This window comes from Ruegeria sp. AN6 (genome assembly GCF_056540425.1).
Genome location: NZ_JBQFWR010000016.1, coordinates 12,849 through 38,764, shown reverse-complemented (window position 1 = coordinate 38,764; position 25,916 = coordinate 12,849). Strand labels below are relative to the sequence as shown.

The 25,916-nt window shown below is 57.0% G+C and carries 23 protein-coding genes and 1 tRNA gene; 13 read left to right on the top strand and 11 right to left on the bottom strand.

Going from position 1 to position 25,916, the window contains the following annotated elements; translation table 11 throughout:
- Positions 1 to 97: 97 nt before the first annotated feature.
- Positions 98 to 2,002 carry a DUF3604 domain-containing protein gene (locus ACR0MQ_RS19205; protein WP_480610181.1) on the top strand — a complete coding sequence of 635 codons (1,905 nt, stop codon included), beginning with the start codon at positions 98 to 100 and terminating at the stop codon, positions 2,000 to 2,002.
- 71 nt (positions 2,003 to 2,073) lie between these two features.
- Positions 2,074 to 2,589 carry a calcium:cation antiporter gene (locus ACR0MQ_RS19200; protein WP_480610179.1) on the top strand — a complete coding sequence of 172 codons (516 nt, stop codon included), beginning with the start codon at positions 2,074 to 2,076 and terminating at the stop codon, positions 2,587 to 2,589.
- Between the two features lie 98 nt (positions 2,590 to 2,687).
- Here ACR0MQ_RS19200 and ACR0MQ_RS19195 read toward each other — a convergent pair whose 3' ends face one another.
- The 5 genes from ACR0MQ_RS19195 to ACR0MQ_RS19175 form a co-directional block, all read right to left on the bottom strand.
- On the bottom strand, positions 2,688 to 4,091 hold the full coding sequence (locus tag ACR0MQ_RS19195; RefSeq protein ID WP_480610177.1) for a mechanosensitive ion channel family protein: 1,404 nt from the start codon (positions 4,089 to 4,091) through the stop codon (positions 2,688 to 2,690).
- Between the two features lie 540 nt (positions 4,092 to 4,631).
- The gene (locus tag ACR0MQ_RS19190) at positions 4,632 to 5,756 is read right to left on the bottom strand and encodes a calcium:cation antiporter (protein WP_480610175.1); all 1,125 of its coding nucleotides are present in this window, start codon (positions 5,754 to 5,756) and stop codon (positions 4,632 to 4,634) included.
- Between the two features lie 15 nt (positions 5,757 to 5,771).
- Positions 5,772 to 7,034 (bottom strand): MFS transporter, encoded by a 1,263-nt coding sequence (locus ACR0MQ_RS19185; RefSeq protein ID WP_480610173.1) that lies wholly within the window; start codon positions 7,032 to 7,034, stop codon positions 5,772 to 5,774.
- A 70-nt stretch (positions 7,035 to 7,104) separates the two neighbouring features.
- Complete coding sequence (locus ACR0MQ_RS19180) at positions 7,105 to 8,178, bottom strand: alpha/beta hydrolase (protein ID WP_170507290.1); 1,074 nt, start codon at positions 8,176 to 8,178, stop codon at positions 7,105 to 7,107.
- Positions 8,179 to 8,405: 227 nt separating this feature from the next.
- The gene (locus ACR0MQ_RS19175) at positions 8,406 to 9,434 is read right to left on the bottom strand and encodes a DUF1214 domain-containing protein (protein ID WP_170507292.1); all 1,029 of its coding nucleotides are present in this window, start codon (positions 9,432 to 9,434) and stop codon (positions 8,406 to 8,408) included.
- A 94-nt stretch (positions 9,435 to 9,528) separates the two neighbouring features.
- Here ACR0MQ_RS19175 and ACR0MQ_RS19170 point away from each other — a divergent pair, with 94 nt between their 5' ends.
- Positions 9,529 to 10,599: an AraC family transcriptional regulator gene (locus ACR0MQ_RS19170; protein ID WP_170507295.1), complete on the top strand. Its 1,071-nt coding sequence runs from the start codon at positions 9,529 to 9,531 to the stop codon at positions 10,597 to 10,599.
- A gap of 363 nt (positions 10,600 to 10,962) precedes the next feature.
- Positions 10,963 to 11,196 (top strand): FitA-like ribbon-helix-helix domain-containing protein, encoded by a 234-nt coding sequence (locus ACR0MQ_RS19165; protein ID WP_480610170.1) that lies wholly within the window; start codon positions 10,963 to 10,965, stop codon positions 11,194 to 11,196.
- Positions 11,197 to 11,990: 794 nt separating this feature from the next.
- Here the strand turns inward: ACR0MQ_RS19165 and ACR0MQ_RS19160 are convergent.
- A complete protein-coding gene (locus ACR0MQ_RS19160) occupies positions 11,991 to 13,358 on the bottom strand; it encodes a sensor histidine kinase (protein WP_480610168.1) in 1,368 nt (455 codons plus the stop codon).
- Complete coding sequence (locus ACR0MQ_RS19155; RefSeq protein ID WP_170406634.1) at positions 13,355 to 14,023, bottom strand: response regulator transcription factor; 669 nt, start codon at positions 14,021 to 14,023, stop codon at positions 13,355 to 13,357. The genes ACR0MQ_RS19160 and ACR0MQ_RS19155 overlap by 4 nt, the downstream gene beginning before the upstream one ends.
- 139 nt (positions 14,024 to 14,162) lie before the next feature.
- Here ACR0MQ_RS19155 and ACR0MQ_RS19150 point away from each other — a divergent pair, with 139 nt between their 5' ends.
- The 5 genes from ACR0MQ_RS19150 to ACR0MQ_RS19130 all read left to right on the top strand — a co-directional run bounded on the left by ACR0MQ_RS19150 (position 14,163) and on the right by ACR0MQ_RS19130 (position 19,727).
- On the top strand, positions 14,163 to 15,251 hold the full coding sequence (locus tag ACR0MQ_RS19150; RefSeq protein WP_170429916.1) for a type 2 periplasmic-binding domain-containing protein: 1,089 nt from the start codon (positions 14,163 to 14,165) through the stop codon (positions 15,249 to 15,251).
- An 82-nt stretch (positions 15,252 to 15,333) separates the two neighbouring features.
- On the top strand, positions 15,334 to 17,364 hold the full coding sequence (locus tag ACR0MQ_RS19145; protein ID WP_480610166.1) for a tripartite tricarboxylate transporter permease: 2,031 nt from the start codon (positions 15,334 to 15,336) through the stop codon (positions 17,362 to 17,364).
- Positions 17,365 to 17,374: 10 nt separating this feature from the next.
- Complete coding sequence (locus ACR0MQ_RS19140; RefSeq protein WP_480610164.1) at positions 17,375 to 18,463, top strand: 4-oxalomesaconate tautomerase; 1,089 nt, start codon at positions 17,375 to 17,377, stop codon at positions 18,461 to 18,463.
- 50 nt (positions 18,464 to 18,513) lie between these two features.
- Positions 18,514 to 18,750 carry a hypothetical protein gene (locus ACR0MQ_RS19135; RefSeq protein ID WP_480610162.1) on the top strand — a complete coding sequence of 79 codons (237 nt, stop codon included), beginning with the start codon at positions 18,514 to 18,516 and terminating at the stop codon, positions 18,748 to 18,750.
- Positions 18,747 to 19,727, top strand: a complete 981-nt coding sequence (locus tag ACR0MQ_RS19130; protein WP_480610160.1) for a D-2-hydroxyacid dehydrogenase family protein — start codon at positions 18,747 to 18,749, stop codon at positions 19,725 to 19,727. The genes ACR0MQ_RS19135 and ACR0MQ_RS19130 overlap by 4 nt, the downstream gene beginning before the upstream one ends.
- 353 nt (positions 19,728 to 20,080) lie before the next feature.
- Here ACR0MQ_RS19130 and ACR0MQ_RS19125 read toward each other — a convergent pair.
- Together ACR0MQ_RS19125 and ACR0MQ_RS19120 are read right to left on the bottom strand one after the other, a co-directional pair.
- Positions 20,081 to 20,156 (bottom strand) — tRNA-Ala (locus tag ACR0MQ_RS19125).
- A gap of 138 nt (positions 20,157 to 20,294) precedes the next feature.
- A complete protein-coding gene (locus ACR0MQ_RS19120; RefSeq protein ID WP_010443532.1) occupies positions 20,295 to 20,618 on the bottom strand; it encodes a TIGR02300 family protein in 324 nt (107 codons plus the stop codon).
- Positions 20,619 to 20,718: 100 nt separating this feature from the next.
- Between ACR0MQ_RS19120 and ACR0MQ_RS19115 the strand changes: the two genes are divergently transcribed.
- The 3 genes from ACR0MQ_RS19115 (at position 20,719) to ACR0MQ_RS19105 (ending at position 23,332) form a co-directional block, all read left to right on the top strand.
- Entirely contained in the window at positions 20,719 to 21,411 is a 693-nt protein-coding gene (locus ACR0MQ_RS19115; RefSeq protein WP_319546044.1) for a M48 family metallopeptidase, read from the top strand.
- 30 nt (positions 21,412 to 21,441) lie between these two features.
- Positions 21,442 to 22,089, top strand: a complete 648-nt coding sequence (locus ACR0MQ_RS19110; RefSeq protein ID WP_029622256.1) for a GntR family transcriptional regulator — start codon at positions 21,442 to 21,444, stop codon at positions 22,087 to 22,089.
- 112 nt (positions 22,090 to 22,201) lie between these two features.
- Positions 22,202 to 23,332, top strand: a complete 1,131-nt coding sequence (locus tag ACR0MQ_RS19105) for a lytic murein transglycosylase (RefSeq protein ID WP_480610158.1) — start codon at positions 22,202 to 22,204, stop codon at positions 23,330 to 23,332.
- A 4-nt stretch (positions 23,333 to 23,336) separates the two neighbouring features.
- On the opposite strand, the gene ACR0MQ_RS19100 is transcribed toward ACR0MQ_RS19105, so the two are convergent.
- Positions 23,337 to 24,299, bottom strand: coding sequence for an acetyl-CoA carboxylase carboxyltransferase subunit alpha (locus tag ACR0MQ_RS19100; protein WP_480456068.1), 963 nt, complete (start codon positions 24,297 to 24,299; stop codon positions 23,337 to 23,339).
- 122 nt (positions 24,300 to 24,421) lie between these two features.
- On the opposite strand from ACR0MQ_RS19100, the gene ACR0MQ_RS19095 reads away from it, so the two are divergent.
- Positions 24,422 to 25,255, top strand: a complete 834-nt coding sequence (locus ACR0MQ_RS19095) for an AraC family transcriptional regulator (protein ID WP_170547210.1) — start codon at positions 24,422 to 24,424, stop codon at positions 25,253 to 25,255.
- Between the two features lies 1 nt (position 25,256).
- On the opposite strand, the gene ACR0MQ_RS19090 is transcribed toward ACR0MQ_RS19095, so the two are convergent.
- Positions 25,257 to 25,853, bottom strand: a complete 597-nt coding sequence (locus ACR0MQ_RS19090) for a LysE family translocator (RefSeq protein ID WP_170772170.1) — start codon at positions 25,851 to 25,853, stop codon at positions 25,257 to 25,259.
- Positions 25,854 to 25,916: the final 63 nt, after the last annotated feature.

The following is a 25,916-nucleotide window of genomic DNA, read 5'->3' as shown; positions in this document are numbered from 1 at the left end:
AAAAATGTGGCGACCTGGCGTTCACCTCCATCGTTTTCGTTCGCCGAACCTTCGTGTTACGTTCGTTCGGTGAGGGTGAAGTGGGAGCGACGTGACGATGAAATCGATACTGACAAGCATTAGTTTAAGCGCGCTGATGACTGGCGCTGGTTTCGCCCAAACGTACGTGGGCGACGTCGCCGTCAATCCGGAGGATGTCCAACTGGGTCAAAAGCATTTCTCGCCTTTTGTCGACCAGTCCTTCCCTAATCGGGTATTCTGGGGAGATACCCATCTGCATACTTCCTACTCGACTGACGCTGGGATGCTAGGCAACGTGCTTGGCCCTGACGAGGCTTTTCGCTTTGCGCGCGGAGAGAAGGTCCGAGGCTCGCTAGGTGAATTTGCCCAGCTGGTACGTCCGCTGGACTTCCTTGTTGTGGCGGATCATGCCGAGAATCTGGGCCTCGCACCCATGATCTCGGAGTCGAACCCGCAGCTTCTGGCCAACCCTTGGGGCCGGGAGGTTCATCGGTTGGTCAAGGCCGGGGATTCTTTAGCCGCCTATGTCACATGGGGTGAGTCCATGATGGCCAACAAAGACCCGCTCGATGACGACGATCTGACCAGAACATTCTACAACCGGATTGTCGAAACCGCCGAGCACTACAACGAACCGGGTGTCTTTACCGCTCTGCATGGTTTCGAGTGGACGTCCTCGCGGGATGCCAACAATCTGCACCGGGTGGTTATGTTCCGCGACAACGCTGACAAGGTGGCTGACATCGTGCCCTTCTCCAACTACGATAGCTCCGATCCTGAAGATCTCTGGGACTGGATGGAATCCTACGAGGTGCGCACTGGCGGCCGGGTCATGGCCTTTCCGCACAACGGCAACCTTTCTAACGGACTGATGTTCAACGATGTGCGTGAGAATGGCGAGCCTATTGACGCAGAATACGCGAAGCGCCGCATGCGGTGGGAGCCGCTCTATGAAGTCACCCAAATCAAAGGGGATGGAGAAACCCACCCGATGCTGTCGCCGAATGACGAATTCGCGGACTACTACACCTGGGATCGGGGTAATTTCGGGACAGAGTTGAAATTGCCCGAGATGTTGCCGCGCGAGTACGCGCGGACGGCTTTGGCGCGAGGGTTGAAGTACGAGCAGGAAATAGGCGTCAATCCGTTCAAGTTCGGGATGATCGGGGCAACTGACAGCCACACTTCTCTTGCGACTGCGCGCGAGGACAATTACTTCGGAAAAGCCGCGGCCGGTGAACCAGGCAGCGGCGAAGACCGCTACGACGAGTTCCTCATCCAGCCTGATTTCCTTGGCGAAGAAGTCGCCGTGCGCCACTATGAGACACTGGCTTCCGGTCTGGCCGCGGCATGGGCGAGAGAAAACACGCGAGAAGCGATCTGGGACGCGTTCAACCGCAAGGAAGTTTACGCGACAACCGGGCCGCGCATGACTGTCCGGGTCTTCGCTGGTTGGGACTTTGAAGCCGACGAGGTCCACCGCCCTAACTTTGCCGCCGAGGGTTATGCACGGGGCGTGCCGATGGGGGGCAATCTTTTCTCCGGGCCGGAAGGCGGCGCGCCGAAACTGATGATCCGCGCACTTCGAGATCCTGACGGCGCTAACCTCGATCGTATCCAGATCATTAAGGGATGGGTCGACACCGATGGCGAACCACGGACCAAGGTCTTCAACGCGGCATGGGCCGGCGGAAGGGAACTTGACGCTGCGGGCAACTTACCTCCTGTAGGTAGCACCGTGGAGGGCGCGAAATACACAAACACCATTGGCTCAGCTGCCCTCGGTGGTCATTGGGTCGACCCCGAGTTCGATCCTGCGCAGAGAGCTTACTATTACGTGCGCGTTCTGGAAATCCCGACGCCCTCATGGCTGGCCTACGACGAGGCCTACTTTGGCCGTCTCAACTTGCCGGAAGATGCAATCATGGAGCAGCAGGAGCGCGCCTATACGTCGCCTATTTGGTACTCACCGCAAGGCTGACATGAAGCCGTTCTCTAGCGGCGGTTGCTCCGCCCAAACGCTTCGCAGATATTTGGCTCAGATTCCTAGTTTTGGTTTTGCTGTCGACCGGACAAGAGCGTCAGGAAGTCGGGGGGCTGGCTATTCCGACAACGGCCGGGTCGTCAGTTCAAAATTTGGAGGCCAAAAGTGTTGGCCATCATGTGGCCCGCCTACTGCTGGCAATGCTCCCGATCATGTTACTGTCCAAGATGCCGGCTGTATGTGTTGACTTTATAATCGCGGAGCTTGGTGCGCCTGTGGCGCTGGGCGGGTTCCTGGTCGCGGCCATGATCCTGACGCATGACGTGTTGGCGGCTCTGGATTTCGCCCGGGTCAACCAGTTGCAACGCGCCGTAAATATCTGCTTTGGTTCAGCCGTCGCGACCATCGGCTTGATTATGCCGGCGGTCCTTGTCGCTTCAACAATGGTTGGCCTTCCAATTGAACTAGGCCTGGAACCAGCCGAAATTGCTCTGCTCGCTCTGACGCTGGCAATCAGCATAGTCACCTTTGTGGGAACCCGTACCAACTCGCTGCAGGGGTTGTACACTTGGCAGCCATCATAACTTTCGTGGTTCTGATCTTTGACACTTAAGGATCTAGGCTCATTTTAGCGCTCACCAAAAAGCACTTGTACATTGGGTTATAAAGTTTCTGTCCGTTGCTATGAAGCTTGCTGCGACTTGTCGACAATATGAACCTGTTTTTGCGGTAACGGTGTGGACACGCCTTCGGCATCAAAGGCCTTCTTTCCTTGATCGATGAGGTCCCAGTATACGGACCAATAGTCGGCGGTTGCCACCCAAGGTCGACAGTTCAAGTTCACGGATGACTCGTCGATTGCGGCCATGAAAACTGCTGGCGCGGGGGTCTTTAGTACTTTTTCATGGTTGGCGCAGAGTTCCATCAGAATCGACTTGGCCTTATCGACATCATCCTCATACCCAATTCGAAACACCATATCTACACGGCGTGTTTCAGCCGCGTTCACATTTGTTATCACGTCCCCCCAAACCGTCGAGTTCGGGACAATTATGAACTTGTTATCAAAGGTTCGAATGGTTGTTGATATGATGCTCATACCATAAACTTCGCCAGAAACTCCTGACACTTCAACGAAGTCCCCGAAGTCAAATGGCTTGAACAGCATGATCATCAATCCGGCCGCCAAATTCCCCAGAGTCTCCTGCATCGCAAACGCAACGACAATCGACAGACCGCCGAAGATAGTCAAAATAGGTGCGAGGTAAAATCCCAGTCCAGACAGAAGAAGTATCAGCCCGACAGCAAATGTTCCCCAGTAAACAGCTTGGGGAGCAGATTTTTTCAATGCCGCTGATAACCCACGCCGCCGATCCAAGGCTTTCTTGGTCATTCGACGCAGCAAGCGGGCAGAAAATCTGATCGCCCAAATCGAAACCAATACGATCCCAATCTTCTTTATGAAATCAAGGCCACCACTGCTCGAGAACATCCAACGGAAAGCGGTTTCAACTAGTGTCCAGTTGTCTGTTACGTAAATGAGTTCGGACACCAAAGCAGAAAGGTAGTCGCGGTACGGTTTGGTTTCCTCGGCTGACCCTCCCTTCTTCGTCCAGGCCTGCAAGGATGAGGAGTAGTTCCTTTGAATGCGGGTTCTTTCGTCATTCAGCTCAATGAGTTGTGCTCGCGCTATTTGCGTTTCATTGCTGTCCAAATCTTTGAGCGAACGTTGAATATCAACGGCTCTTTGTACGTTCTCCTGGAGGATTTTTTGCCATCCTAGAGTGACCTGTGAAATTTCCGCAGCCGTTAGCGGCGTTAACATTTTCCTTAAATCAGCATTGCTGACATCTGGATCGGTCGCAGCCTCGATGTAAGTCTGATTTCTAACAATTTCTGGCGATTCTTCCACGCTTAGAGTCGAGGGATCTTGAGTTTGGGATGCGACCGAGTACGGCATCGAGACCAGTAGCAAAGACAGCAACAATGCAAAAATGTGTACGGCAATAGACGCATCAAGCGATCTGGCTGGTGTGTTTCTACGACCTACTGATCGAGTGTGGTGGAAGATGCGGAATGTTTCCACTGTGACCATCCCTATTTTCTGAGCTGGCTGCAATCAGTACCTTTTGGACAGTGCTGCTTCAAGTGCCGAGAATCAGCGGCATTCTCGCGACCGAAGATCAAACCTATTAAATTTGACATGAGCCAGACTTGCCCTGTCCTTCCGCGCCCGAGTCTTGGGAACCTTTAGAGTTCACTTTATTGCGGCGAAATCGGTGCAACTCTGAGGTCAAAACCGCAGCCGGAACTCCCAATTTGCGGCGCACAAACATCGGGCTAGTTCTCAATGAAGATGGCGAGCAGTCGTTGGCTGCGTGGCAGTGCCGATATTCCGAATGAACGTCTACTTAGGGCTCAACGCGGTCATCTGAGCACATTTGTCGGATGTCCACAAAGCGGACGAAGCCGCCAGTCGGCTTCGGGTGGCCAATTGGTGCAAACGGCCCAAAGCCGTCGTTGGCACAACCCAATGATAATGTCGGCTTTTGCGTCGCTCGCGGGAAGGAGATTGGAAAGCCACTGAAACGTGGCTTCCCAAATGGATAGAGAGGTTTTGGCCCCATCACGACCCGTCGAAAATCAGGAACACGTAGGCCATAAAGGCGGCCAGATGCACGACGCCCTGAAGCGCATTTGTGCGGGTTCCTACGAAGGTCAGAATGCTGATCCCAAGGGTCAGAGCCAGTAGCACGATCTCAGCGCCTCCCAAGCCGAGCTCAATCGGAAGGCCGACAAAATGCGCAGCGATCAGAACTGCGGGCACTGTCAGGCCGATTGTGGCCAGTGCTGAGCCAAGACAGATGTTGACGGCCCGTTGCAGCTTGTTGGCGCGCGCTGCGTCCAGAGCAGCCAGCGCTTCGGGGGTCAGGATCATGGCAGCCACGAGGAAACCGCCAAGCGCAACGGGCGCGCCAAATTCCAGAAGTTTGAAGTCGACAAACAGCGCGAGCTTTTTGGACATCAGAACCAGTGGCAGCATTGCCAGAACCAGCCAGACCACGTGAAAGCCAACACTTTTGGTTTCGAGATGGTGCGCGTCCGATCCCGCTGTGGTTGGCAGTTCATCTGCGGGCTGGCGGAAGATTTCTGGTTTGCCGGCGGTCTGATAGACGAGGAAAATGCCATAGAGCACAACCGACATCCCGATCATAAACACTGTTTGCAGGGCAGAGAGGCCACCGCCGGGTGCAGATGTGGTGAAGCTTGGCAGCACAAGGCTTACGATGGCGACGGGAAGCAGGACCACGAGATAGGCATTGGCTCCCGAGAGGTTGAACACTTGCAGTCCATGGCGCAGGCCGCCAATCAGGAGGCTCAATCCAACCAGTCCGTTCATCACGATCATCAGCACCGAGAACATAGTGTCCCGCGCCAAGGTCGGGTTGTTGTCCCCGGTCAACATGACAGCTGTGATAAGCGCCACCTCGATTCCGATCACCGAGAGTGTCAGGATCAGCGTGCCGTAGGGTTCGCCGAAGATGACGGCCAGACATTCCGCGTGATGCACAACGCGAAACACCGCGGCCAGCATCACGCCAAAGATACCCCCCAGCAGCAGCCAGGACATGCCAGAGCCCATGGCCGCGGGCTTGATCAGATCACCGGCGAAGGTCAAAGCGACGAACACCAACCAGATTAGCACGGTCGCATTTTCTGCGCGAAACAAGTTTGAAGATGTGGAGTTCATAATGGGTCTCCCGTATTAGCGTTTTTGATTGGGGGCAGCTTCGACACTTGTGGCCGCCGTTGCCTTGAAGTTTGTCTGCTCAGCCTTGGCAGCAGGCGCTACTGTCTTGATCCGCACCACGGTTAGTGCGGTGAAGGCGGCCATCACGAGGGCAAGCATCCAGCCCATGGCCAGGTCTCCAAACACAGCAGAGACAACGCTTGTCAGGAGTGGGCCGATGATCCCGCCAATGGTGAACACAAACAGCATGGATACCGCGCTGGATGCGACATAAACAGGCACGGTTCGGTCCATGGCATGCGCCAGCAAAAGCGAGTAAAGCGTGAGCATCGACCCACCCAACAGAACCAGACCGGCAAGCAGCAGGCGATTGAGATCTGCCTCCACAGCGCCTGCCGGCTGCGGACCGTCTCCCGTCGAAAAGAATGCGAAAACTGTTAGCACAAAGGTTGCCACTACGGAGGCGACCAGAATGACCTTCCGACGGTCCATCCGGTCAGAGGCAAGCCCCAGCGGATAGAGAAACAGGATACGCCCGACGTAGACCGCGCCCATTGCGATCGCTACGTCCACGGCGTCGACGCCCATGGTCGCCGCCCGATATGGCACAACATTCACGAAAACTGTGGAGACTATGCCAACAGCGAGCGCGCCAAAGGCAGCTGTGGGGGCATCTATGAAAAGGGCTTTTACACGCACATTGGCCCGCTCTTTGCCTTCCGGTGGCGTGCTTGGCGCGGCTGCAATCACGACGATGGCGAGACAGTACAGCAAAGACACCAACACAAAAGACTGGTTCAAATCGTCTGGAGTCACGATCACGATAACCTGGCTCAACACCGACATCAGGCCCAGGATGATGGCAAACACCGCAAGCAGACGCCCGCGCGACGTCCCATCCACAGTTTCGCTGATCCAAGCGTCGCCGATGGCAAACAGCCCGGCTGTGGCGATGCCTGTCATAAGCCGCACAAACAAAAGGGTGGGCTCGTGATCTGTGACCGAAAAGAGCAAAGCCGCAGCCGTACAAATAGCGGCGGCCGCCGAAAAGGCGCGGATGTGGCCAATACTGGTGATCCAACCAGCAATGTAAAAGCAGCCAATCAGGAACCCCAGCGAGTAGGCCGCCGGTGCAAGCGCGGCGATTTCCTGCGAAGCACCGGTTTCCGCGAAATACAGGGCGACAATTGTGCCGGACGCCGCGGTCACCAGTTGGATCGCGGCAATAGCAATGAAGAGATATTTGAGAGTGTGAATTTGAGCGCTGAAACTGGGCATATGCGCACCTTTGAAAAAAATCCGGGATGGGTGCCCAAGGCAACTTTGTCGATTGCCTTGGGCCGTGGGCTTACTTCAGATGAAGGTCAAAGAAGGCGTTCAGCTCGCGCAAAGCATCCTGCGATTCCGGGGCATCGACCATGAAACCTGCGATGTAGTCGCCGTGCGCCTGACCGTCGTAGACGTGCAGTTCGGCGGCTACATCCGCATCCCGCATGGCGCGGTGCATCCGCACTGTATCGCTGAGCAACAGATCCCGCGTGCCGCTAAGGAAGATTGCAGGCGGCATCCCCTTAAGGTCGCCATAGACCGGAGAGAGATACGGATCGTCGGCGTTTTTGCCGCCCGCATACAGCTCAAAAGTGCCCGCGATTACGCCCTCATGCTGGCCAAGCGGATCAAGACCTTCGAGGGTTGTCCAGCTGTCAGACACATTGGCAAGATCGGTGGCGGGCGTGCCAGCCATGATCGCACCCGGCACCGGCAGACCTGCGTCCCGCAGTTGCAGATTTGTAGAAAGCGTCAGGTTGCCGCCCGCCGATGTCCCAAACATGGCGATTTTGGCTGGATCATAGTTCTGAGTGATCTCGCCCCAAACCGCAATCACGTCATCGGTTGCTGCCGGAAACGGGTGTAGGGGCGGGCGACGGTAATCTACAGAGATCACCTCCACACCCAGCCCATTTGCCAACCAAGCGGCCTCCATGATTGCCGCTTTGCCGCCGTTGAACACGAAAGCGCCGCCATGCACATGGACAAAAACGGTGTCGGCCCAACGCGGGTCGATTTCCTCAGGCGTGACGAGATATGTCGTAACACCCGCGATCTTACCAACACTGAAATTGGCTCCGGTTTTGGCCAACATCGCCTCGGCCCCTTGCGCAGACGCTGCATCAAATTGGGCTTGGAAAGACAGCCACTCTTCCAGTGTCTCCGGAACCGCCGGCATTCCTACGATCTCGCGCGAGCCAATCAACTCAGCCAATTCTGGGGATACGCCCACTGGGACAGGCACCGTGCGCTCTGCCAACGGCAAGCCATCGGTCGCGGTTTTCACAGGGGGTTCAGCGGCAAGGGCCGGTACCGAAAGCGCTGCAATAAGAGCAGTTGTCAGGGCAGTTTTCAGAACGGAACGACGTTTCATTTCAATCTCCTACGTTTTAGGTGTCCGTGTTTGTCTTTGATGAAACTGAGGTAATTTCGCGCCTTGCACCTTGCGACCCCCGAAAGTGATCATTTGACGACAAAACGGCGTCTGCTTAGGGCTTTTGTCTTGAAGCAGACCTGTGATGTGCAAACCAAGGGAGGCAGGTGGCAAAACAAAGCCCCGGTCGGACAATCGCCGACCGAGGCAATAGCGCGAAGCGTTGATCAGGATGTCTGATCAATCGGCAGGGCAATCGGGAAGGCCCAGCCATCTTCAAGGATCTCTGGACCCGGCTGATATAGGCGCACGACGTAGTTCCACCCGTCCATGATCGGCAAACAGTTCACCCGACCATCCTCACAATCTCCGAAATGTATGGTCACGGTGCCGTCCTCATTGGGAACGGAAGTCACGTTGTTGACCGAATAGGCCCCTGCGTCGTTGGGTACCATGTAACCGCTCGCATCATAGACTGTGACCGACCAGAAACCGTCTACAGGGACGTCGCCGACAGTCAGGGTGTGGGGAATGCTGCCATCGTTCCGATCCGGGAACTTGATGTCATAAACCGCCGCCGCAGGTGGGTTGCCGCCCCATCCGGCCGCCGCGCCGACCAAATGCGAGATTGGATTTACGGCGTCGGCCGTCCCAAACACCTCAAACGTGTTACCACTGAGCCCTTGCGCCAACGGAAGCAGCAGTTCGCGTGTCAAATCACGGGAGGCGGCGTCCCAGTTTGGTACCTCAAAGTGTCCGGCGTTAGACTGATATACTTCAATGGCGTCCTGAAGCGCGTTGGCCTCGGCAATGTCTGATGGGTCATTCTCGTCCGCGAACGTCCTGAACAGGACAGACATATAACGCGTGCCAACCTCCTTTTCAGTGAAATGATAGGTGCCCGCGTCATGAACAACGCCTACCACATAGTGATCCTGGTTGAGAATTAGCATGGACATAAAGCGTCCTTCGGAGTCTGGCAGCACAATCGAGGCGGGCTCGGTCAGATCGATCACGACGCCGGAATAAAGTGTATCGCGGTTCATCCGGATCACATCCTGCGCATCCAGTGGTACCGGTTCGCGGATATGCATCAACCCACCAAAGCCACCCAGATCGACAATGCGCTGATGATACATGTCGGTCTCAGCTCGCACAAAATTGGTCACATTCACCGTCACCGGGGCCTCCGCAAAAGCAGGCACGGCAAGGCCTGCGGCGGCAACGATGGCAAGGAAAGAGGATACCGTTTTCATTTCAATCTCCTTTGATGGTAAGAGCGCGACCGTTCCAATTTCGGTCGCTTTGTTTGGCTCATTCCTCAGGTAGGCGGCCAAGAATGGCGTTGGGATGGGCCAAACACTTCTCAAAGTGATCAATCGACGACATAGTGAGCGCGTGCGCGACCCGATGCAGAACTCAAGGGGTTTACTCCCGACACTCGACGCCCTGGACCAGATGGCGTCCCCAAGGCTCGTTGAACGTGCGCTCAAAGATGTTGGGTTAACCCGCACGGTGCTTGAAGGCCCTCCGGTTCCGCTGCCGATACGGTATCATGCACAGCTTCTGGAAACGATTTCCGGCAAAATTGGAGAGCGCCATCTCGGGGCGATCATGGCGAAAGACTTTGCCTACTCTTCTCTCAACCGGCCTGATCCGTTTTCGAGCTATGCGCTTGGGGCTTCTCGGTTGGACATCGCCCTTCAACGGGCCGCCCGGGCGCTGCCCTTTCTCCAACGAGGGACCCAAATTCGCACACGAACCGACGGAAATTGTCTGGTATTCAGTTTCGGGGTGCAATTTGAAAAGAGCATCGGGGCTCAATTGCTTGAGCAGGAAATTCCTTCGATCCTAATCGCTCTTGTGCGTCCCTACCTTGGGACAAGCTGGGTGCCAGATTGGGTCGAACTTCCGGCTGAGCACAGGCTTCAGAAAGTTGCATTTGCACGATTGCTCGGCACAGAAGTCCGGGCCAATGCAGATTTTCCGGGGATCGCAATTCCGATGTCGCAACTTCAGACGCCGACCCGCCTTGACGAAGGCGGACGCGTGCAAATGACGGCTGCAGGCATAGAGAGGTTGCGGTTGAACCGCCCGCCCCGCACACATGCCGAAACGGTACGCCAAGCGCTTCGCATGCAACTCAACAACGGCAGCGCCGCGGTCGACGATGTCGCGGCGGCACTTGGGGTCGGGGTTCGGACATTGCAGCGTCAGCTTCGGATCGAAGATGTGACGTTCAAGGAGATCGCGCTGTCCGAACAAGTTAGTCGGGCAAAGATGCTCTTGAGTGAAAACGACCTGAACCTGTCTCAAATCGCCTTTTATCTTGGTTTCTCCGAGGTCAACAGCTTCCGGCGCGCGTTCCGCACCTGGTTTGGACAATCGCCGACACAGTACCGTTCTCGCGCATTCAGCTAAGCTGCGGCATAGCGATTAATTCATCGAAGTCTGTGTCTGCAGTTGCTGCGGTTCCTCTTTGATCTTTGGAATGCGTAGTGAAAGCACACAGACATGCAATTGCAGGTCACTTTAGGTAGCCGCAAGCGGACATTAGTCCGTCCTGCAGCGAAGGTCCGTTTTCGCCCGTTCACGGCGAATGCTGTGCTGGTCCCTAAGGTCTACTTAGGGCTCGCTTTGGACCTTAGCCGCAAGGTGCTCCGACGGTCCGATGGGCGGGCCAAACTATCTGGCAGGGATCGTTTTTTTTAGTGCAAATGACTAAAATGACGGCAACGCAATTGAGTCTAGGATATGATAGTAGGTTCCGAAGTGGAGGTTCCAATGGCGAATTTGACTGTCAAAAACTTATCGGTCGAAGTTTATGGACGTCTGCGAATTATCGCAGCGGAACGAGGTGTAAGCATCGAGGAAGCCGCGCGACAACTTCTCGACGAAGTGTCACGACCGTCAGAAAAAGTTGGTGATGTAATTGTGGAATACGTACAGAGCCTTAACGCGTTTCTTCCTGAAATCAAGCGGAGCGACGAAGCCCCAGAACCGACAGACTTCAGCTGACTTTTTAAGGTGCGATCATCTTTGTTTCAGTAAATGGTCGCAGATCACAGCCTGGTTTCCATCCACCCAGTGGTAAAGCGAATAGAAATCCCCACAACCTAAGTCCTCTATTTCAGCTTCTTTTCGGCGTTAGGACTTCAGTTTCGATGTGGGTCATAGAAGGTGCCGTGCACTGCAGCTACTCAACCAGGGATCGTTTCACATAACACCCCTTCAGCGATGTTCCCGGTTCGTTACAGCCCGAGAAATCAGCGCGGGGTTGTGTGCGCAGCCCAGCCTTGGAAAGACTGTAACCCGCGTCGAACGCTATTAATCAATCTGGGGAAAACGTATCGTTCGGTGACCGCTCACTTAGAAAAGAGCCGATGTACGACAGCACCTTAGATCAGTTCAATCGGCAATACTCAGCATATCGAATGCGGCAACTAATCAGACCTGACCAAGGCTCAAGCCGGCCACCAAGCCGCCGTTCGCTGCCTTTGCAGCACTTGACCTCAGCGTCGGCGGCAATGTTGCGCCCACCTGCCATCCGACACTGGAATTTGAACGTCCGGAATGTGCGGTTTTCGACCTGCCGCACATGCGAAAGACCGAATCTCGCTAAACGGCAAGAATGGGCTCTTACCTCCTATCGATGCCCGCCGCAGAGAATGTCTGCTCTGAGCCCATTTTGACGAATGCTGCGCCTCGTGCATAGGGCCGTAGACCGTGGGAAAGCAGACCCTCGCTACACTTGCAAAGAATGCAATTTGATCGTGATGGGCTTCGGGTTCCTAGTTAAATTTCGAAACGAATTAGAGGACTATAGGAAGCTCAAGCGTAACGCTCGCTCCTCTTTCGACTTGGTTGATTGCAACCTCTCCTCCATGGCGCTTCGCCACCGCTGAGACAATTGACAACCCCAAACCGCTGCCTTCGGAATACTCCAGCTGCGAAAACCGACTGAACGCTGCTTCGCTTTGATCGGGCGAAAGACCTGTTCCGTCATCGGCCACCGTTAGTTTGACATTCCCGCCGTCACAGCGCAGCACAACTGAAATTCGGCTCAACTTAGGGCCACCGTGCTTAACTGCGTTGTCCAGCAGGTTCTTTATGGCTTCCGTCAAAAACACGCGATCCCCTGAGACCATGATCGGCGCGTCCGGCATGGTGACCTCGAAGTCGATACCTTTCGCGAGGATGTGCACGCCCATCTCTGCACAAGCCTCTTCCACGACCAAACGGAAATCAGTTTTTTCCATCTGTTCCTGGTGCGTAGGTTGCCGCAGCCGTTCCAGCGACAATAATTGTTCCGCCACCGTGGCCGAATTCTTTGCCGCGGCCACAAGTTCGACGATGCGTTTGTCCTTGTCCTCATCCGTTTTTGCATCTCGCAGCGCCTCGGCCATGGACTGGACCGCGGCTGCCGGATTTCGCAGTTGATGCGCGGCTTCTGAGATAAACACCTGATGGGCGTTGATGCTGTGTTCGACCTGCCCAAACAACCTGTTCAAGGTCTGGACGATGCCATGGACTTCGACCGGTACCGGACGTTTGATTTTGCTGAGGTCGTCGGGTGAGCGCAGGTCAATGGCGTCCTGCAAATCCAGCAACGGCCGCAGGCCGCGCGCGACGCCGAACCATACGACAAAGGCGAGCGTGGCCAGCAGGATACCCATCAGGATTGCTGCGCGGATCGACAATTCGTTGGCAAAGGCGTTGCGGTCCGCGATGCGTTGCCATGCCGTTACCGTCGCATCCCCCACCAGATTCCCTAGCGTGACCCGTTCGGTCATTTTCAGCACGCGCACTGGCTCATCCCGATAGACCGCCTCAAAGAACTGCGGTTGGTAAACATCCTGCTGTGACGGGTTTGCTGAGGCCGGAGGATATGCGTACCCGGTCACGTAGATGCCGCCGGGTCCGGTCACGTGATAGAAAATTTCTCCTCCCGATGCATCTCGGATTAAACTGCGCGTGGTGGGCGACAAGGCATCGCCCTCTGACACCGCCACATCGCGCGAAATCGCCAGACCGGCGGATAACAGGCTGTCATCAAAAAGTTCCTGCGCTGTTTGCTGGGCAACAGTGAAGCGCCAATATCCAAGCAGGATTGCGAGCAGCACCAAAGGCGTCAGGATCAGAATGAACAGCCTAAGCCTGAGCGAACCATGCCTGATCACTTATGCACCTCAAGCAGGTATCCAAGGCCACGAGCCGTCTTGATCCGGATGCCAAGATTCTGAAGGCGCTTGCGCAATCGCGACACATGCGGTTCGACGGCAGAGTCCTCGACATCCGCGCCCACACCGTAGACGTAATCAGTCAACTGGCTTTTGGGGACAATCCTGCCGCGTCGTTCCAGCAGGCATTCAAGTACGGCCATTTCCCGGCGCGGCACGTCAAGTACCTGCCCATTTGCACTGACCTGCCGGGCAGTTCGGTCAAACTCCAGCTCTCCGATGGTCTCGCGCGCACCGTAGTCCAGTTGTTTGCGGCGGGACAGCGCGCGAATGCGGGCCTCAAGCTCATCCATCTCGAAAGGTTTGACCAGGTAGTCATCAGCGCCCATATCCAGACCAGATACCCGGTCACTCGTTTCGCTGCGCGCGGTCAGCAGTATGACGGGGGCGCTGTCCCCCCGATTGCGCAGCGAACGCAGGATTTTCAGCCCTGACCGGCCCGGTAAGTTGATATCCAGAACGATCAGGTCCGCCCCCTCTTGTACCAGATACAGCTCGGCCGCGTCGCCATCCGTCAGCACATCTGCGGCATGACCACGATCACGCAAGCGGTAGGCAATAGCGTTTGCGAGGGTCTCATTATCCTCGACGATGACGATCCGCATTCGGGCTCCTGCAAGTTTCACGCAAGGTTGGCGCTCCATGATTGACAGATGGGAAGGGGAATCAACCCCACAGTTCTATTTGCGATCACTGTGGCGCGGAGGGCGCCGACGTGGTTGTCTGGTCAACAGGGAGGAACCAATGGCCAATTCCAACTTCACCCGCCGCGCCGTCGTGGGGCTGATCGCCGCCGCCGGACTTGCCGCGCCCGCCGCTGCCGAGGTCGATTTCTCGGGTAAGACCATCGAGTGGGTCATTCCGTTCTCGGAAACGGGTGGGTCTGCTAAATGGGCCAATTTCTTTGCACCGCTTCTGTCCGAGGCGCTGCCGGGTCAGCCGACCGTTGTGGTTAAATTCATGCCCGGCGCAGGGTCGACCAAAGGCGCGAATTGGTTTCAGGAGCAAAGCCACGATGACGGCACACTGCTGTTTGGCACATCTGGCTCAACCCAGTTTCCCTATCTGCTGAGCGACCCGCGCGTGCGCTACGAGTATAACGACTGGATTCCGGTCATGGCGTCCGGAACCGGCGGTGTTGCTTATCTAAATGCCGAGGACGGGGCCAAGTTCGACGGGTCCGCGAACGCCCTGAAGGATACCAATTTCATCTACGGCTCGCAGGGTGCGACCCGTCTGGATCTCGTGCCGTTGTTGGCGTGGCAGATGCTGGGCATGAATGTCGAGCCCGTCTTTGGCATCAAAGGCCGTGGAGACGGTCGCCTGATGTTTGAGCGTGGTGAAGCCAATATCGACTACCAGACCTCCTCGGGTTATCTGGGCGGTTCGGCGCCGCTGGTCGAGGCCGGTAAGGCCGTGCCTATGATGACGTGGGGTGCGCTGGATGCCGATGCCAATATCGTACGCGATCCGACTTTCCCGGACATTCCGACCTTTAAAGAGGTCTGCGAGGCAACTGATGGCTGCGAAACCAGCGGCGAGGCATGGGACGCGTGGAAAGCCTTCTTTGTTGCGGGTTTCCCTGTTCAGAAACTGGCCTTCTTGCCGGGTGACACACCGCAAGAGGTGGTTGAAGCCTATACCGCGGCCTTCCAGGCGGTGACCGAGCGTGGCGACTTTGCGGACATCTCCTCCAAGCGTGTAGGCAAATACCCTGTGTTCGTGGGCGACGGCTCCAAGGCAGCGCTGCAAACTGCAACGAGCGTGGATGACAACGCCAAGCAGTATGTCTTGAACTGGCTTAAAGACTCCTACGGCGTCGAGCTGAACTAAGCTGGCCCTTCACGGCGCGTGCCCTCCCACACGAGAGCCGCGCCATCTGAATTCTACCAAAATTGAATGAAAGGCGGCCGCTATGGAGGTTTTCGCCACCGCTCTTCCTGCGCTTGGTGATGCGTGGGCTCTGATCCTGCAACCTATCGTTCTGGGTTATCTTGTGCTCGGCGTTGTCATGGGGCTGGCCGTGGGCGTCTTTCCCGGGCTCGGCGGTATCGCTGGCCTGTCCCTTTTGCTGCCTTTCATGTTCGGCATGGACCCGATCCTGGGTCTGGCTCTGATGATTGGAATGGTCGCTGTCGTTCCGACCTCGGACACATTTGCTTCGGTTCTGATGGGGATACCAGGCAGTTCTGCTTCGCAGGCGACCGTGCTTGACGGCTTCCCGATGGCAAAAAAGGGAGAGGCCGCGCGGGCGTTGTCTGCTGCCTTTGCGTCATCCTTATTCGGTGGTCTCGTTGGCGCGACCTTCCTAACTATGTTCATCCTGATCGCGCGGCCCATCGTCCTGGCCTTTGGTCTGCCCGAGATGCTGATGATAACCATTCTCGGCCTGTCGATGGTTGCCATTCTGGCCGGGCGTATCCCACTGAAAGGCGTTGCCGCGGCTGGGTTGGGCCTGATGGTGGGTACGATTGGCGAGGCCGATGCCGGCGGCTCGCTTCGGATGGCGACCTATGACATTCCTTACCTGACGGATGGTCTAAAGCTGGTCATCGTCGGTCTGGGTATCTTTGCCGTTCCCGAAATCGTCTCACTGCTGCGGCAGGATCGGTCGATTGCCAAAGGCGCTTCGTTAGGCGCTGGATGGCTGGATGGCGTGAAGGATTGGTTTGCAAACATCTGGTTGTCGGTCCGATGTTCGATCATCGGCGTGATTGTCGGGGTTATCCCCGGCCTCGGCGGCTCGGTTGTCGACTGGATTGCCTATGGTCACTCAGTTCAAACGACCAAGGACAAAAGCAATTTCGGTAAAGGCGAAGTGCGCGGGGTCATCGGCCCGGAAAGCTCGAACAACGCCAAGGAAGGCGGCGGTCTGGTGCCGACGCTTCTGTTCGGCATCCCCGGCTCAGGATCGATGGCGATCTTTATCGGTGCAGTCGCTCTGCTGGGGTCGGGGGATATCGAAGTCGGTCCGAGCATGCTCCAGGACAATCTCGACATCACCTATTCGATCGTCTGGCTGCTGGCGCTGGCCAACGTGGTGGGCACCATTCTGTGCATCGCAGCCTCGGGCGGGATCGCCAAGCTGACGACGATCCGGTTCACCTATCTGGCCCCGTTCCTGTTCATGCTGATCAGCTTCGCGGCCTTTCAATCCGGACAGAACTTCGAAGACCTGCTGGCCCTATTCGTGATCGGCCTGATCGGCATCTTTCTGCGTCGGTTCGACTGGTCGCGTCCGGCCTTTCTGATCGGCTTCGTACTGTCGAACCCGGTCGAGAAGTTCACCAATCAGGCGTTCCAGATCGCCTCGTTCCGGTTCCGCAAGAGCTTTGGCGAGGGCATGGAATATGTCTTCAGCCCCATCGTGATCGTCCTGATCGTTGTTACGGTTGTCTCGGTCATTCTGGGCATCCGGCAGGCCAAGATGATCATGGCTGAGGGTGACGTGCAGGCCGGGCACAAACGCGCGCCGTTGATCTTTCTGCTGGTGATCATGGCCTATCTGATCGTCGCTTTGGTCAACGCCAACATGATCCCTGACTACAACATGACTGACAAGATCATCCCGCTGGTGATCGGTAGTGTGTCTCTGTTCTGCTGCGTGATCCTGCTGATTCAGATGATGCGGCGGCCCGAGGGCGACGCAATCTTTGCCGACAAGGAAATCGCTGGTGAGGATGTTGGCGCGCCCCATGGTCTTTGGTCCACACTGGCATGGTTCGCCAGCCTGATCGCTGCGACCTGGGTGGTGGGCTTCATCCTCGCACTGCTGGGTTTCCTGATCGCGTTTTTCCGCATCCGGGCCGGGGCCAGTTGGCAGATGACATTGATCCTGACCGCCTGCGGCATTGGGTTCATGTGCCTGATGGCGGGCGCACTGAACCGCGATTTCCCGCCGGGTCTGTTGCAAGACATGGTCAGACTGCCCTGGCCGTTGAAGTGAGGGATCCAAAATGACCCAAACCGCAATCCCTTACCTCTTCATGCGCGGCGGCACGTCAAAAGGTCCGTATTTCCGCCGCTCGGACTTGCCCGAGGATCTGGACACGCTGGCCGAGGTGCTGATCGCCGCTCTTGGTTCCGGGCAATCGCTGAACATCGATGGTATCGGCGGCGGCGCGGCGGTGACCACGAAAGTCGCGATGCTGTCAGTCAGTGAGGATGACTGGGCCGATATCGACTATTTCTTCGCGCAGGTCTCGGTCGATGACAAGCTGGTCGATTTCAAGCCCACGTGTGGCAATATCCTGTCCGGCGTTGCCCCTGCGGCCATCGAAATGGGACTGTTTGTACCAAAGGGCGATGAAACTGAGATCCGCATTCGGGCCGTCAATACGGGGGCTCGGGTCGTGGCCAAGGTGAATACACCCGAGGGCGAATTGACCTATGAGGGCGAAGCGGAGATCGCTGGTGTACCCGGCCATTCAGCGCCGGTGCAGCTGAGTTTCATGGGTGTGGTGGGCTCGGCAACCGGAGCTTTCCTGCCCACGGGCAACTTACGCGATACCGTTCAGGGCGTTGAACTAACTTGCATGGATGTTGCAATGCCGATGGTCATCGCCCGCGCCGCAGACTTCGGGTTGACGGGCTATGAAAGCGCCGAGGAGTTGGATGCCAACCACACTTTTTTTGATCGGATGGAGGCTGTTCGGATTGAGGCCGGGGATCGGATGGGTATGGGGGATGTGTCCAAATCGGTCACTCCCAAATTCGGCCTCGTCGCGCCTGCCAGAGAGGGCGGAACGCTTGCGGTGCGGTATTTCATGCCGTGGAAGACCCACCCGACCATGGCGGTCACCGGCGCGCAATGCATGGCGTCCTGCGCGCTGACGCCTGGCACAGTGGCGGACGGCTTGCTGGATCGCCCCACTGCAAGTCCGGCTGAAGTCGTGCTGGAGCACGCCTCCGGCGAAATCGACGTGCTGGTGGACTTCTCCACCACCGACGGGTTCTCCGTGGACGCGGCGGGCCTAGTACGGACCGCGCGCAAGTTGGCGGACGGGCATGTTTATGTGCCGCAATCTGTCTGGAACGGAAGTTGATCAGGTGCTGCCTACGCGGTATACTACGGTATGCAGTATTGGAGGACACGATGGACGACTTTTCGGAATGCCTCGCTATCGCGCGTCAGGAACTTAGGTTGGCGCAAGCGGTCCTAAGGCGGGATATGGCAGAGTACCCGACACCGATCGCTGGGTGCGATGAGCAGTTCAACCATCTGCTGGACCAAAGCGAACGCGTCCGGAACGCGCTGGCCGCCCTCGACGCTCCGCATTTTGTACCAACCCCAAGAAAGCTGACCTGCGGTCAGGGTATAGAAAGCCGATGAACGTACATATTCTGGATGACTGGTTTGACACGCTGCGTGGCCTGCCTTGCTTTGAAAAACTCATCAGTCATGAGGTGACGGTATGGACGGATCATGTCGAAGACACTGACGTTCTGGCCGAGCGGTTGCAGGATGCAGAGGTGCTGGTGCTGTTCCGGGAACGCACCAAAGTCACTCGCGCCTTGCTGGAGAAATTGCCGAAGCTGAAACTGATCAGCCAGCGCAGCGTTTATCCTCATGTCGATGTTGAGGCCTGTACAGATCACGGAATGTTGTTGTGTTCGAACATGCATGGTGGGACGCCGTCCTACGCCGCAGCCGAACTTACTTGGGCGTTAATCATGGCTGGGATGCGCGACTTGCCCGCACAAATGGCCTCGGTCAAGGCAGGGCACTGGCAGGCTGGTGTGGGCAAAACGCTGCGGGGCCGTCAATTGGGGCTCTATGGTTATGGCCGCATTGCCCGCGCCGTTGCAGGTTATGCCGAGGCGTTCAGGATGAAGGTTGTCTGGTGGTCGTCTGAGGAAGGCCGGGCACGCGCGCAGGCGGATGGCGCGCTGGTCGCGCCCAGCCGTGAAGCGTTCTTTGCCGACAGCGATGTCGTCTCAGTCCATGTGCGCCTGAAACCGGACACGCGCGAGATCATCACCGCATCGGATTTCGCACAGATGCAGCCGGGGGCGCTGTTTGTGAACACCTCACGGGCCGGGCTGATCGCTCCGGGCGCTTTGCTTGAGGCGCTGAACGCCGGTCGCCCTGGCAAAGTGGCCATTGATGTGTTCGATACCGAGCCACTGACCGATACGACCGATCCGCTATTGTCGCATCCCAAGCTGATCGCGACCCCGCATATCGGCTTTGTCACCGAGGACGAGTTCGATCTGCAATTCGCGGATATATTCGATCAGGTGAACGCCTATGCCGAAGGCGCTCCGATCCACATGATCAACCCCGAGGTTTGGACCAGCGCAGAATAAGATTTGCGGCGATGGGTGCACCGATGATTGCCAACACGATCCTTGTCAGATGGGGGGTGATCACAAAGCCCAGATCCGCGCCCGAGACGATGGCGAGAAGTCGCCTCAACAAACGACCCCATTGCCTAGGAAGCTGACATAGGTCCAATTGCAGCGAATGTTCACTCAGTCCGCTGCCCTGCCATCTGAGAAGCGCGTGGGAATGTCCGGTTTGCGCGGTTGGCGGCGTGCCGCGCTTGCATATGCGCGCGGCTTGATCGATTGCGGCTTCGGGCTCTGAGTTCCGCTTCGGCCCCAAAGGAAAATCCTGCTGCCAAAAAGGAAGAACTATGCGTGGCGGATCAGTTAGGTTTTGGTGGAGCCTAGGGGAGTCGAACCCCTGACCTCTTGCATGCCATGCAAGCGCTCTCCCAACTGAGCTAAGGCCCCATACAGGTACCGCCAAAGCGGTGGACGGACGTTTATGAGACGTCGCCGTAGAGTGCAAGTCCAAAAATCGGATTCGGTGAAAAAGTGCGAACCAATCCGGTGGACTGGGATGAGGCAGCCGGGCTGCCTCGAAACCCATCAGTTTTCGTCTTCTGACGACATGTCCTTGATATCGTCCAGCGAAACGTTGTCGCTGTCGTCATCATCGTCCAGCAGATCGTCATCCAGTTCGACATCGACGTTGTCGTCATCATCCAACACGATATCTTCGTCCGACGAAGCTTCACGTGCTTTAACCGAAGCCGCATCTTCGGCATCTGCCGCGATCATCCGGCTTTTACCGGTTTCCAGTTCAACGATCTCGCCGGTATAGGGGCTGACGATCGGGTCCTTGTTCAGGTCGTAAAAGCGTTTACCAGTGGTCGGGCAAACACGCTTTACGCCCCATTCTTCCTTGGGCATATCAAATCCCCTTGATATCAGGTGAATCTCATCAATGATTCAGGTCACCTGCCATAAGCGGCAGGCACTGTCAAAGCCTTTGCGCGAAGGAGATCGGCCCATGGGGCGACATGCATTGCCTGGAACCCCTCCGGTGCCGCTGACATTGCGCAAATCTGCGCAGGCAAGACGGATCAGTTTAAGGATTTCCCAATTGGATGGGCGGGTTACGCTGACCTACCCGAAAGGTGTCGCCGAAGCCGAGGCTTTGGATTTCGCGCATCAGAAAGAGGATTGGATTCGCGGTCATCTTCAGGACGGGCCAGACCAGGAAACCGTTGAGTTCGGTCAATCCATATCAATAGAGGGAAAAGCACGGCGAATCGTTCAAATCTCAGGTCGGCGGGTGCTTCTGAAAGGTGACGAGATCGGTGTTCCTGCCGGGGCGGAGGCGCGGAGACTCGCCCGGTTTCTCAAAGAACTTGCCCGCGATCGTTTGACCGGAGCGTGTGATGACTATGCCGCGATGTTGGGTCGTTCGTATCGTAGCATTACGCTGCGTGATACGCGTTCGCGTTGGGGATCCTGCAGTTCTGCTGGTGCGTTGATGTTTTCATGGCGACTGATCCTCGCACCGCCTGAGGTGCTGCACTATGTGGCCGCTCATGAAGTGGCGCATCTGATCGAAATGAACCATTCTCCCGCCTTCTGGGCGCAGGTCGAGCGGATATTTGGCCCGTACAAAGAGGCCCGCCGCTGGTTGCGCGACAATGGGGCTGAACTTCACCGCTATCGCTTCGAACCCGCCGCTTGACGCCGGGAAAGTTTGTGATCACATAAGCTCATGCTGACCACACGCCCCGCCGAGTCCCACACCGCGACCCATGATCGAGTGTATCGATCACTCAGGTCTCGTATCATGCATGGTGAGATGGCTCCGGGGCAGGCGTTGACATTGCGCGGTATAGGCAAGGAATTCGGTGTGTCGATGACGCCTGCGCGCGAAGCAGTGCGGAGGCTTGCAGCGGAAGGCGCGCTGTCACTGTCCACCTCGGGCCGCGTGTCGACCCCTGAACTGACACGGGATCGGATCGAGGAGTTGGCCGCATTGCGTGCGCTGCTTGAGGTTGAATTGGCCAGTCGTGCCCTGCCGCGCGCGCACATGGCACTGATTGACCGGCTGCAAAGCATCAACATGGCCGTCGCCGAGATGGTCACTAAACGCGACGCGGTTGGCTATATCCGTTCCAATCTGGAATTCCACCGGACGCTTTACCTGCGCGCACAGGCCCCCGCGATGCTTGCAATGGCCGAGACCGTTTGGCTGCAGCTTGGTCCCACGATGCGGGCACTTTATGGCCGGCTGCGACGAACTGAGCCGCCGCATTACCACCGTTTGATCATCGCAGCGCTCAAGGCTGGGGATGAACCAGGTCTTAGATTGGCGGTGCGCTCGGACGTGACGCAAGGATTGCGCCTGCTCGTAACCTGAGCGGCTTGTTGCCCATCTCATTGACAGGTTGTTTTCAGATGCTGCTCTGCTGGTCTGAACGGGCGGGCTGCGTTATCCTGAAAGCAAATCACAACAAGAGCAGATTTCAATCATGATCAATCGAAGAACTTTTTCTATCGGGCTTGGGGCGACGCTGTTGGCAGCCTGTTCAACTGGCAGCGCGCCAACCAGTGCTCCAGCGTCGCGAATGCGTGCTGTCCCGAACGCTGGATGGGATGCGTGGGTTGCTGGTTTCAAAGGCCGGGCAGCGTCGCAGGGCATCTCTCAATCTACCCTGAATCGCGCCTTTCAGGGGGCGGGATATTTGCCCGACGTGATCGAGCGCGACCGCAATCAGGTCGAGTTCAAGCGCTCGCTTGAGGATTATCTGGCCATTGCCGCGTCGGACGAGCGGATCAGCACCGGCAAACAGATGCTTGTGCGGCACGCAGGGACTCTGTCGCAGATCGAAGCGCAATATGGCGTCGACAAGGAAATCGTTGTCGCAGTGTGGGGGCTAGAAAGCCGCTATGGCGCGCGGCGCGGTGATGTGCCGGTGATCTCGGCGACCTCGACGCTGGCCTATGATGGGCGGCGCGGGGCGTTCTTTGAAAAGCAACTGGTGGCGGCGTTGAAGATCATTCAAGAGGGCGATACAACCCCAGCCAACATGACCGGCAGCTGGGCCGGAGCGATGGGACACACCCAGTTTATCCCTACCTCTTATCTAGCTTATGCCGTTGATTTCACTGGTGATGGACGCCGCGATATTTGGTCCGAAGATCCGGCAGATTCGTTGGCCTCAACCGCCGCGTATCTGTCGCGCGCCGGTTGGGTTCGGGGTCAGCCTTGGGGTGGGGAAGTCGGTACAGTCTCGGGCTCTCCGGTGGCAGTGTTACAACCGCAGACGCCCGGACCACGCATTGCGGTGTTCCGCAATTTTCAAGTGATCAAGCGCTATAACAACTCGGACAGCTACGCGATTGGTGTTGGCCATCTTGCGGATCGGATCGTGGGCGGGGCACCGTTCCAGGCCTCATTCGGGCCGGACGCAACCGGGTTGACGCTTGACGATCGCAAAGAGCTACAGCGCCGCCTGACATCTGCGGGCTATGACACGCAGGGTGCAGATGGAGTGATCGGGAAAAACACCGAGGCCGCAATCAGCGCATATCAACGCGCCAACGGGCTGTCCGTAACCGGTCAGCCTTCAGTGGCGTTGTTGCAGATTTTGGGAGGCTGACGGCTTAAGCCGCCAGCCCTTTTGAGCCGATATCCAGGAATTTCTGACGGCGGTCCTTGATCAGGGCTGCCGCATCTTTTCCGTCAAGCTCTTTCAGCATCGAAGCAATTGCAGTCCGCACGGATTCAACCGCTGCAGGGCGGTCGCGATGCGCCCCGCCTTTGGGTTCTGGAATGATGTGGTCACAGATACCCAGTTTGTGCAGGTCCTGAGCCGTCAGACGGAGCGCTTCGGCGGCTTCACGCATCTTCTCGGCATCCTTCCACAGGATCGAAGCGCAGCCCTCGGGCGAAATCACCGAGTAGACCGAATGCTCCAGCATCGCCACGCGGTTCGCTGTCGCAAACGCAACCGCGCCGCCCGATCCGCCTTCGCCGATGATGACAGAAACCAGTGGTACTCCAATCTTCAGGCACATCTCGGTTGAACGCGCGATGGCCTCGGACTGGCCGCGCTCTTCCGCGCCTTTGCCGGGATAGGCGCCTGCTGTATCGATCAGGGTGATCACTGGCAGGCCAAAGCGTCCCGCCATCTCCATCAATCGAACGGCTTTGCGATAGCCTTCGGGGCGGGCCATGCCGAAATTGCGCTCGATCCGCGATTTGGTGTCGCTGCCTTTTTCATGGCCAATCACCATCACCGGTTGATCGTTGAACCGCGCCAGACCGCCAATGACCGCCAGATCGTCGGCAAAGTTCCGGTCGCCGGCCAGAGGTGTGAATTCGGTGAACAACGCATCTACGTAATCGTTGCAATGAGGCCGCTCAGGGTGCCGCGCGACCTGGCATTTCCTCCACGGCGTGAGGTCGCCATAAAGCTCGTCCAGCAGCTTGGCGGCTTTGGCATCCAGCGCGGCAGCTTCTTCGGCCACGTCCATCTCTTCATTGGCGCGGGCCAGCGCGCGCAGCTCTTCAGCTTTGCCTTCAATCTCGGCCAGTGGTTTTTCGAAATCCAGATACTGGGTCATGACGCCTCTCAACGCGGAAGTTCCCTGCTATATGACTAATGCTTGTCCCGGATGCAACTCAGCAAGATTTGTGGTTTCACAATATGCGACGACAGGCGGGCGAAGATTTAGGAAGGATACCGATGGCTGTCAGCTATGAAGATCGCGTGTTGCGCGTGTTGGCTTATATCCACGATCATCCCGCTGGGGATTTGTCGCTGGATGCCTTGGCCGACGTCGCGGCGATGTCACGATTTCATTGGCATCGCGTGTTTCGCGCAATCACCGGCGAGACCTGCGCGCAGGCTGCCCGCCGGATACGTCTGCACCGCGCCGCCTGTTGGTTGGTGCAGTCGGAAAGGCCTGTTGCGCAAATAGCGACCGATATTGGTTATCCGAACCTGAAATCTTTTGCACGAGCCTTTTCCGAGGCCTACGGCAGCAGCCCCACCGTGTTTCGCAAGGCGGGGCAGATTCTGCCGGCTCATCCAAAATTCAAAACCGGAGAATACCCCATGCATCCCGTGACAACCCGCACCGAACCGTCCCGCCGTGTCGTAGCACTTCCGCATAAAGGGGCTTATGCCGAGATTGGCCGCAGTTTTGAGGCCTTTGGTGCCCTATGCGAATCCCGAAAACTGTGGCCACAGGTCGGCCCGATGATCGGGCTCTATCTCGACAGCCCCGAAGACGTGCAGGAAGATGAATTGCGCAGCTTTGCCGGGGCTCAATTCTGCGGCAAAGATATTCCGGAGGGGATGGAAGACCTCAGCATCCCTGGCGGCAAGACGGCGGTTCTGACCTACAAAGGCCCGTATTCCGGCATACACGCCGCCTATCAGACACTGTTCGGAAATTGGTTGCCCGATTCTGGCGAGGAGCCTGCGGATCAGCCTTGCTATGAAATCTATCTGAATGATCCGCGCGAAACTGCGCCCGAGGACCTGCTGACCGAAATCTGCCTACCGCTCAAATGACTTAGTGCGGCCAAAGAACAGGGTAGAGCGAGGCAACAAGAAGTACGGCCATTGTCCAGTTAAATATCAGCAAGCGGTGCGGGTTGGTCAGGACCCGCGCCATTTGTTGGCCCAGAACCGTCCACACGCTGACCGATGGCAGATTGATCGCTCCGAACACCAGCGCAACCAGTATGATGGCTTCAAGCGTTTGTCCCGGCGCATATGCTGCAGTTGCCGTAAGCGCCATGGCCCAGGCCTTTGGATTGACCCACTGAAAGCTGGCAGCCTGAAAAAACGTCATCGGCGTACCGCTTGCTGCTTGTCCCTTTACAGGCGCTGCATGTGCGATCTTCCATGCCAGATACAGCAGGTAAATGACGGATGCGATCTTAAGCACCGTATAACTAACTGGGAATCGGTCGAAAACCTGAACCAGCCCTGCGCCCACCAGCAATACCATGAAGGTAAAGCCCAACCCGATACCCAACATATGTGGTATCGTTCGCCGGAAGCCAAAATTCGCGCCTGACGCCATGAGCATGAGGTTGTTTGGCCCGGGAGTTATCGATGACACAAGGGCGAACACGATCAGGGCCATCAGAATATCGTATGTCATGAACGCATTTTCTCGCCAATCGCGACGAATGAAATTGCTTTTTTGTGCGGCAATAGAATATTA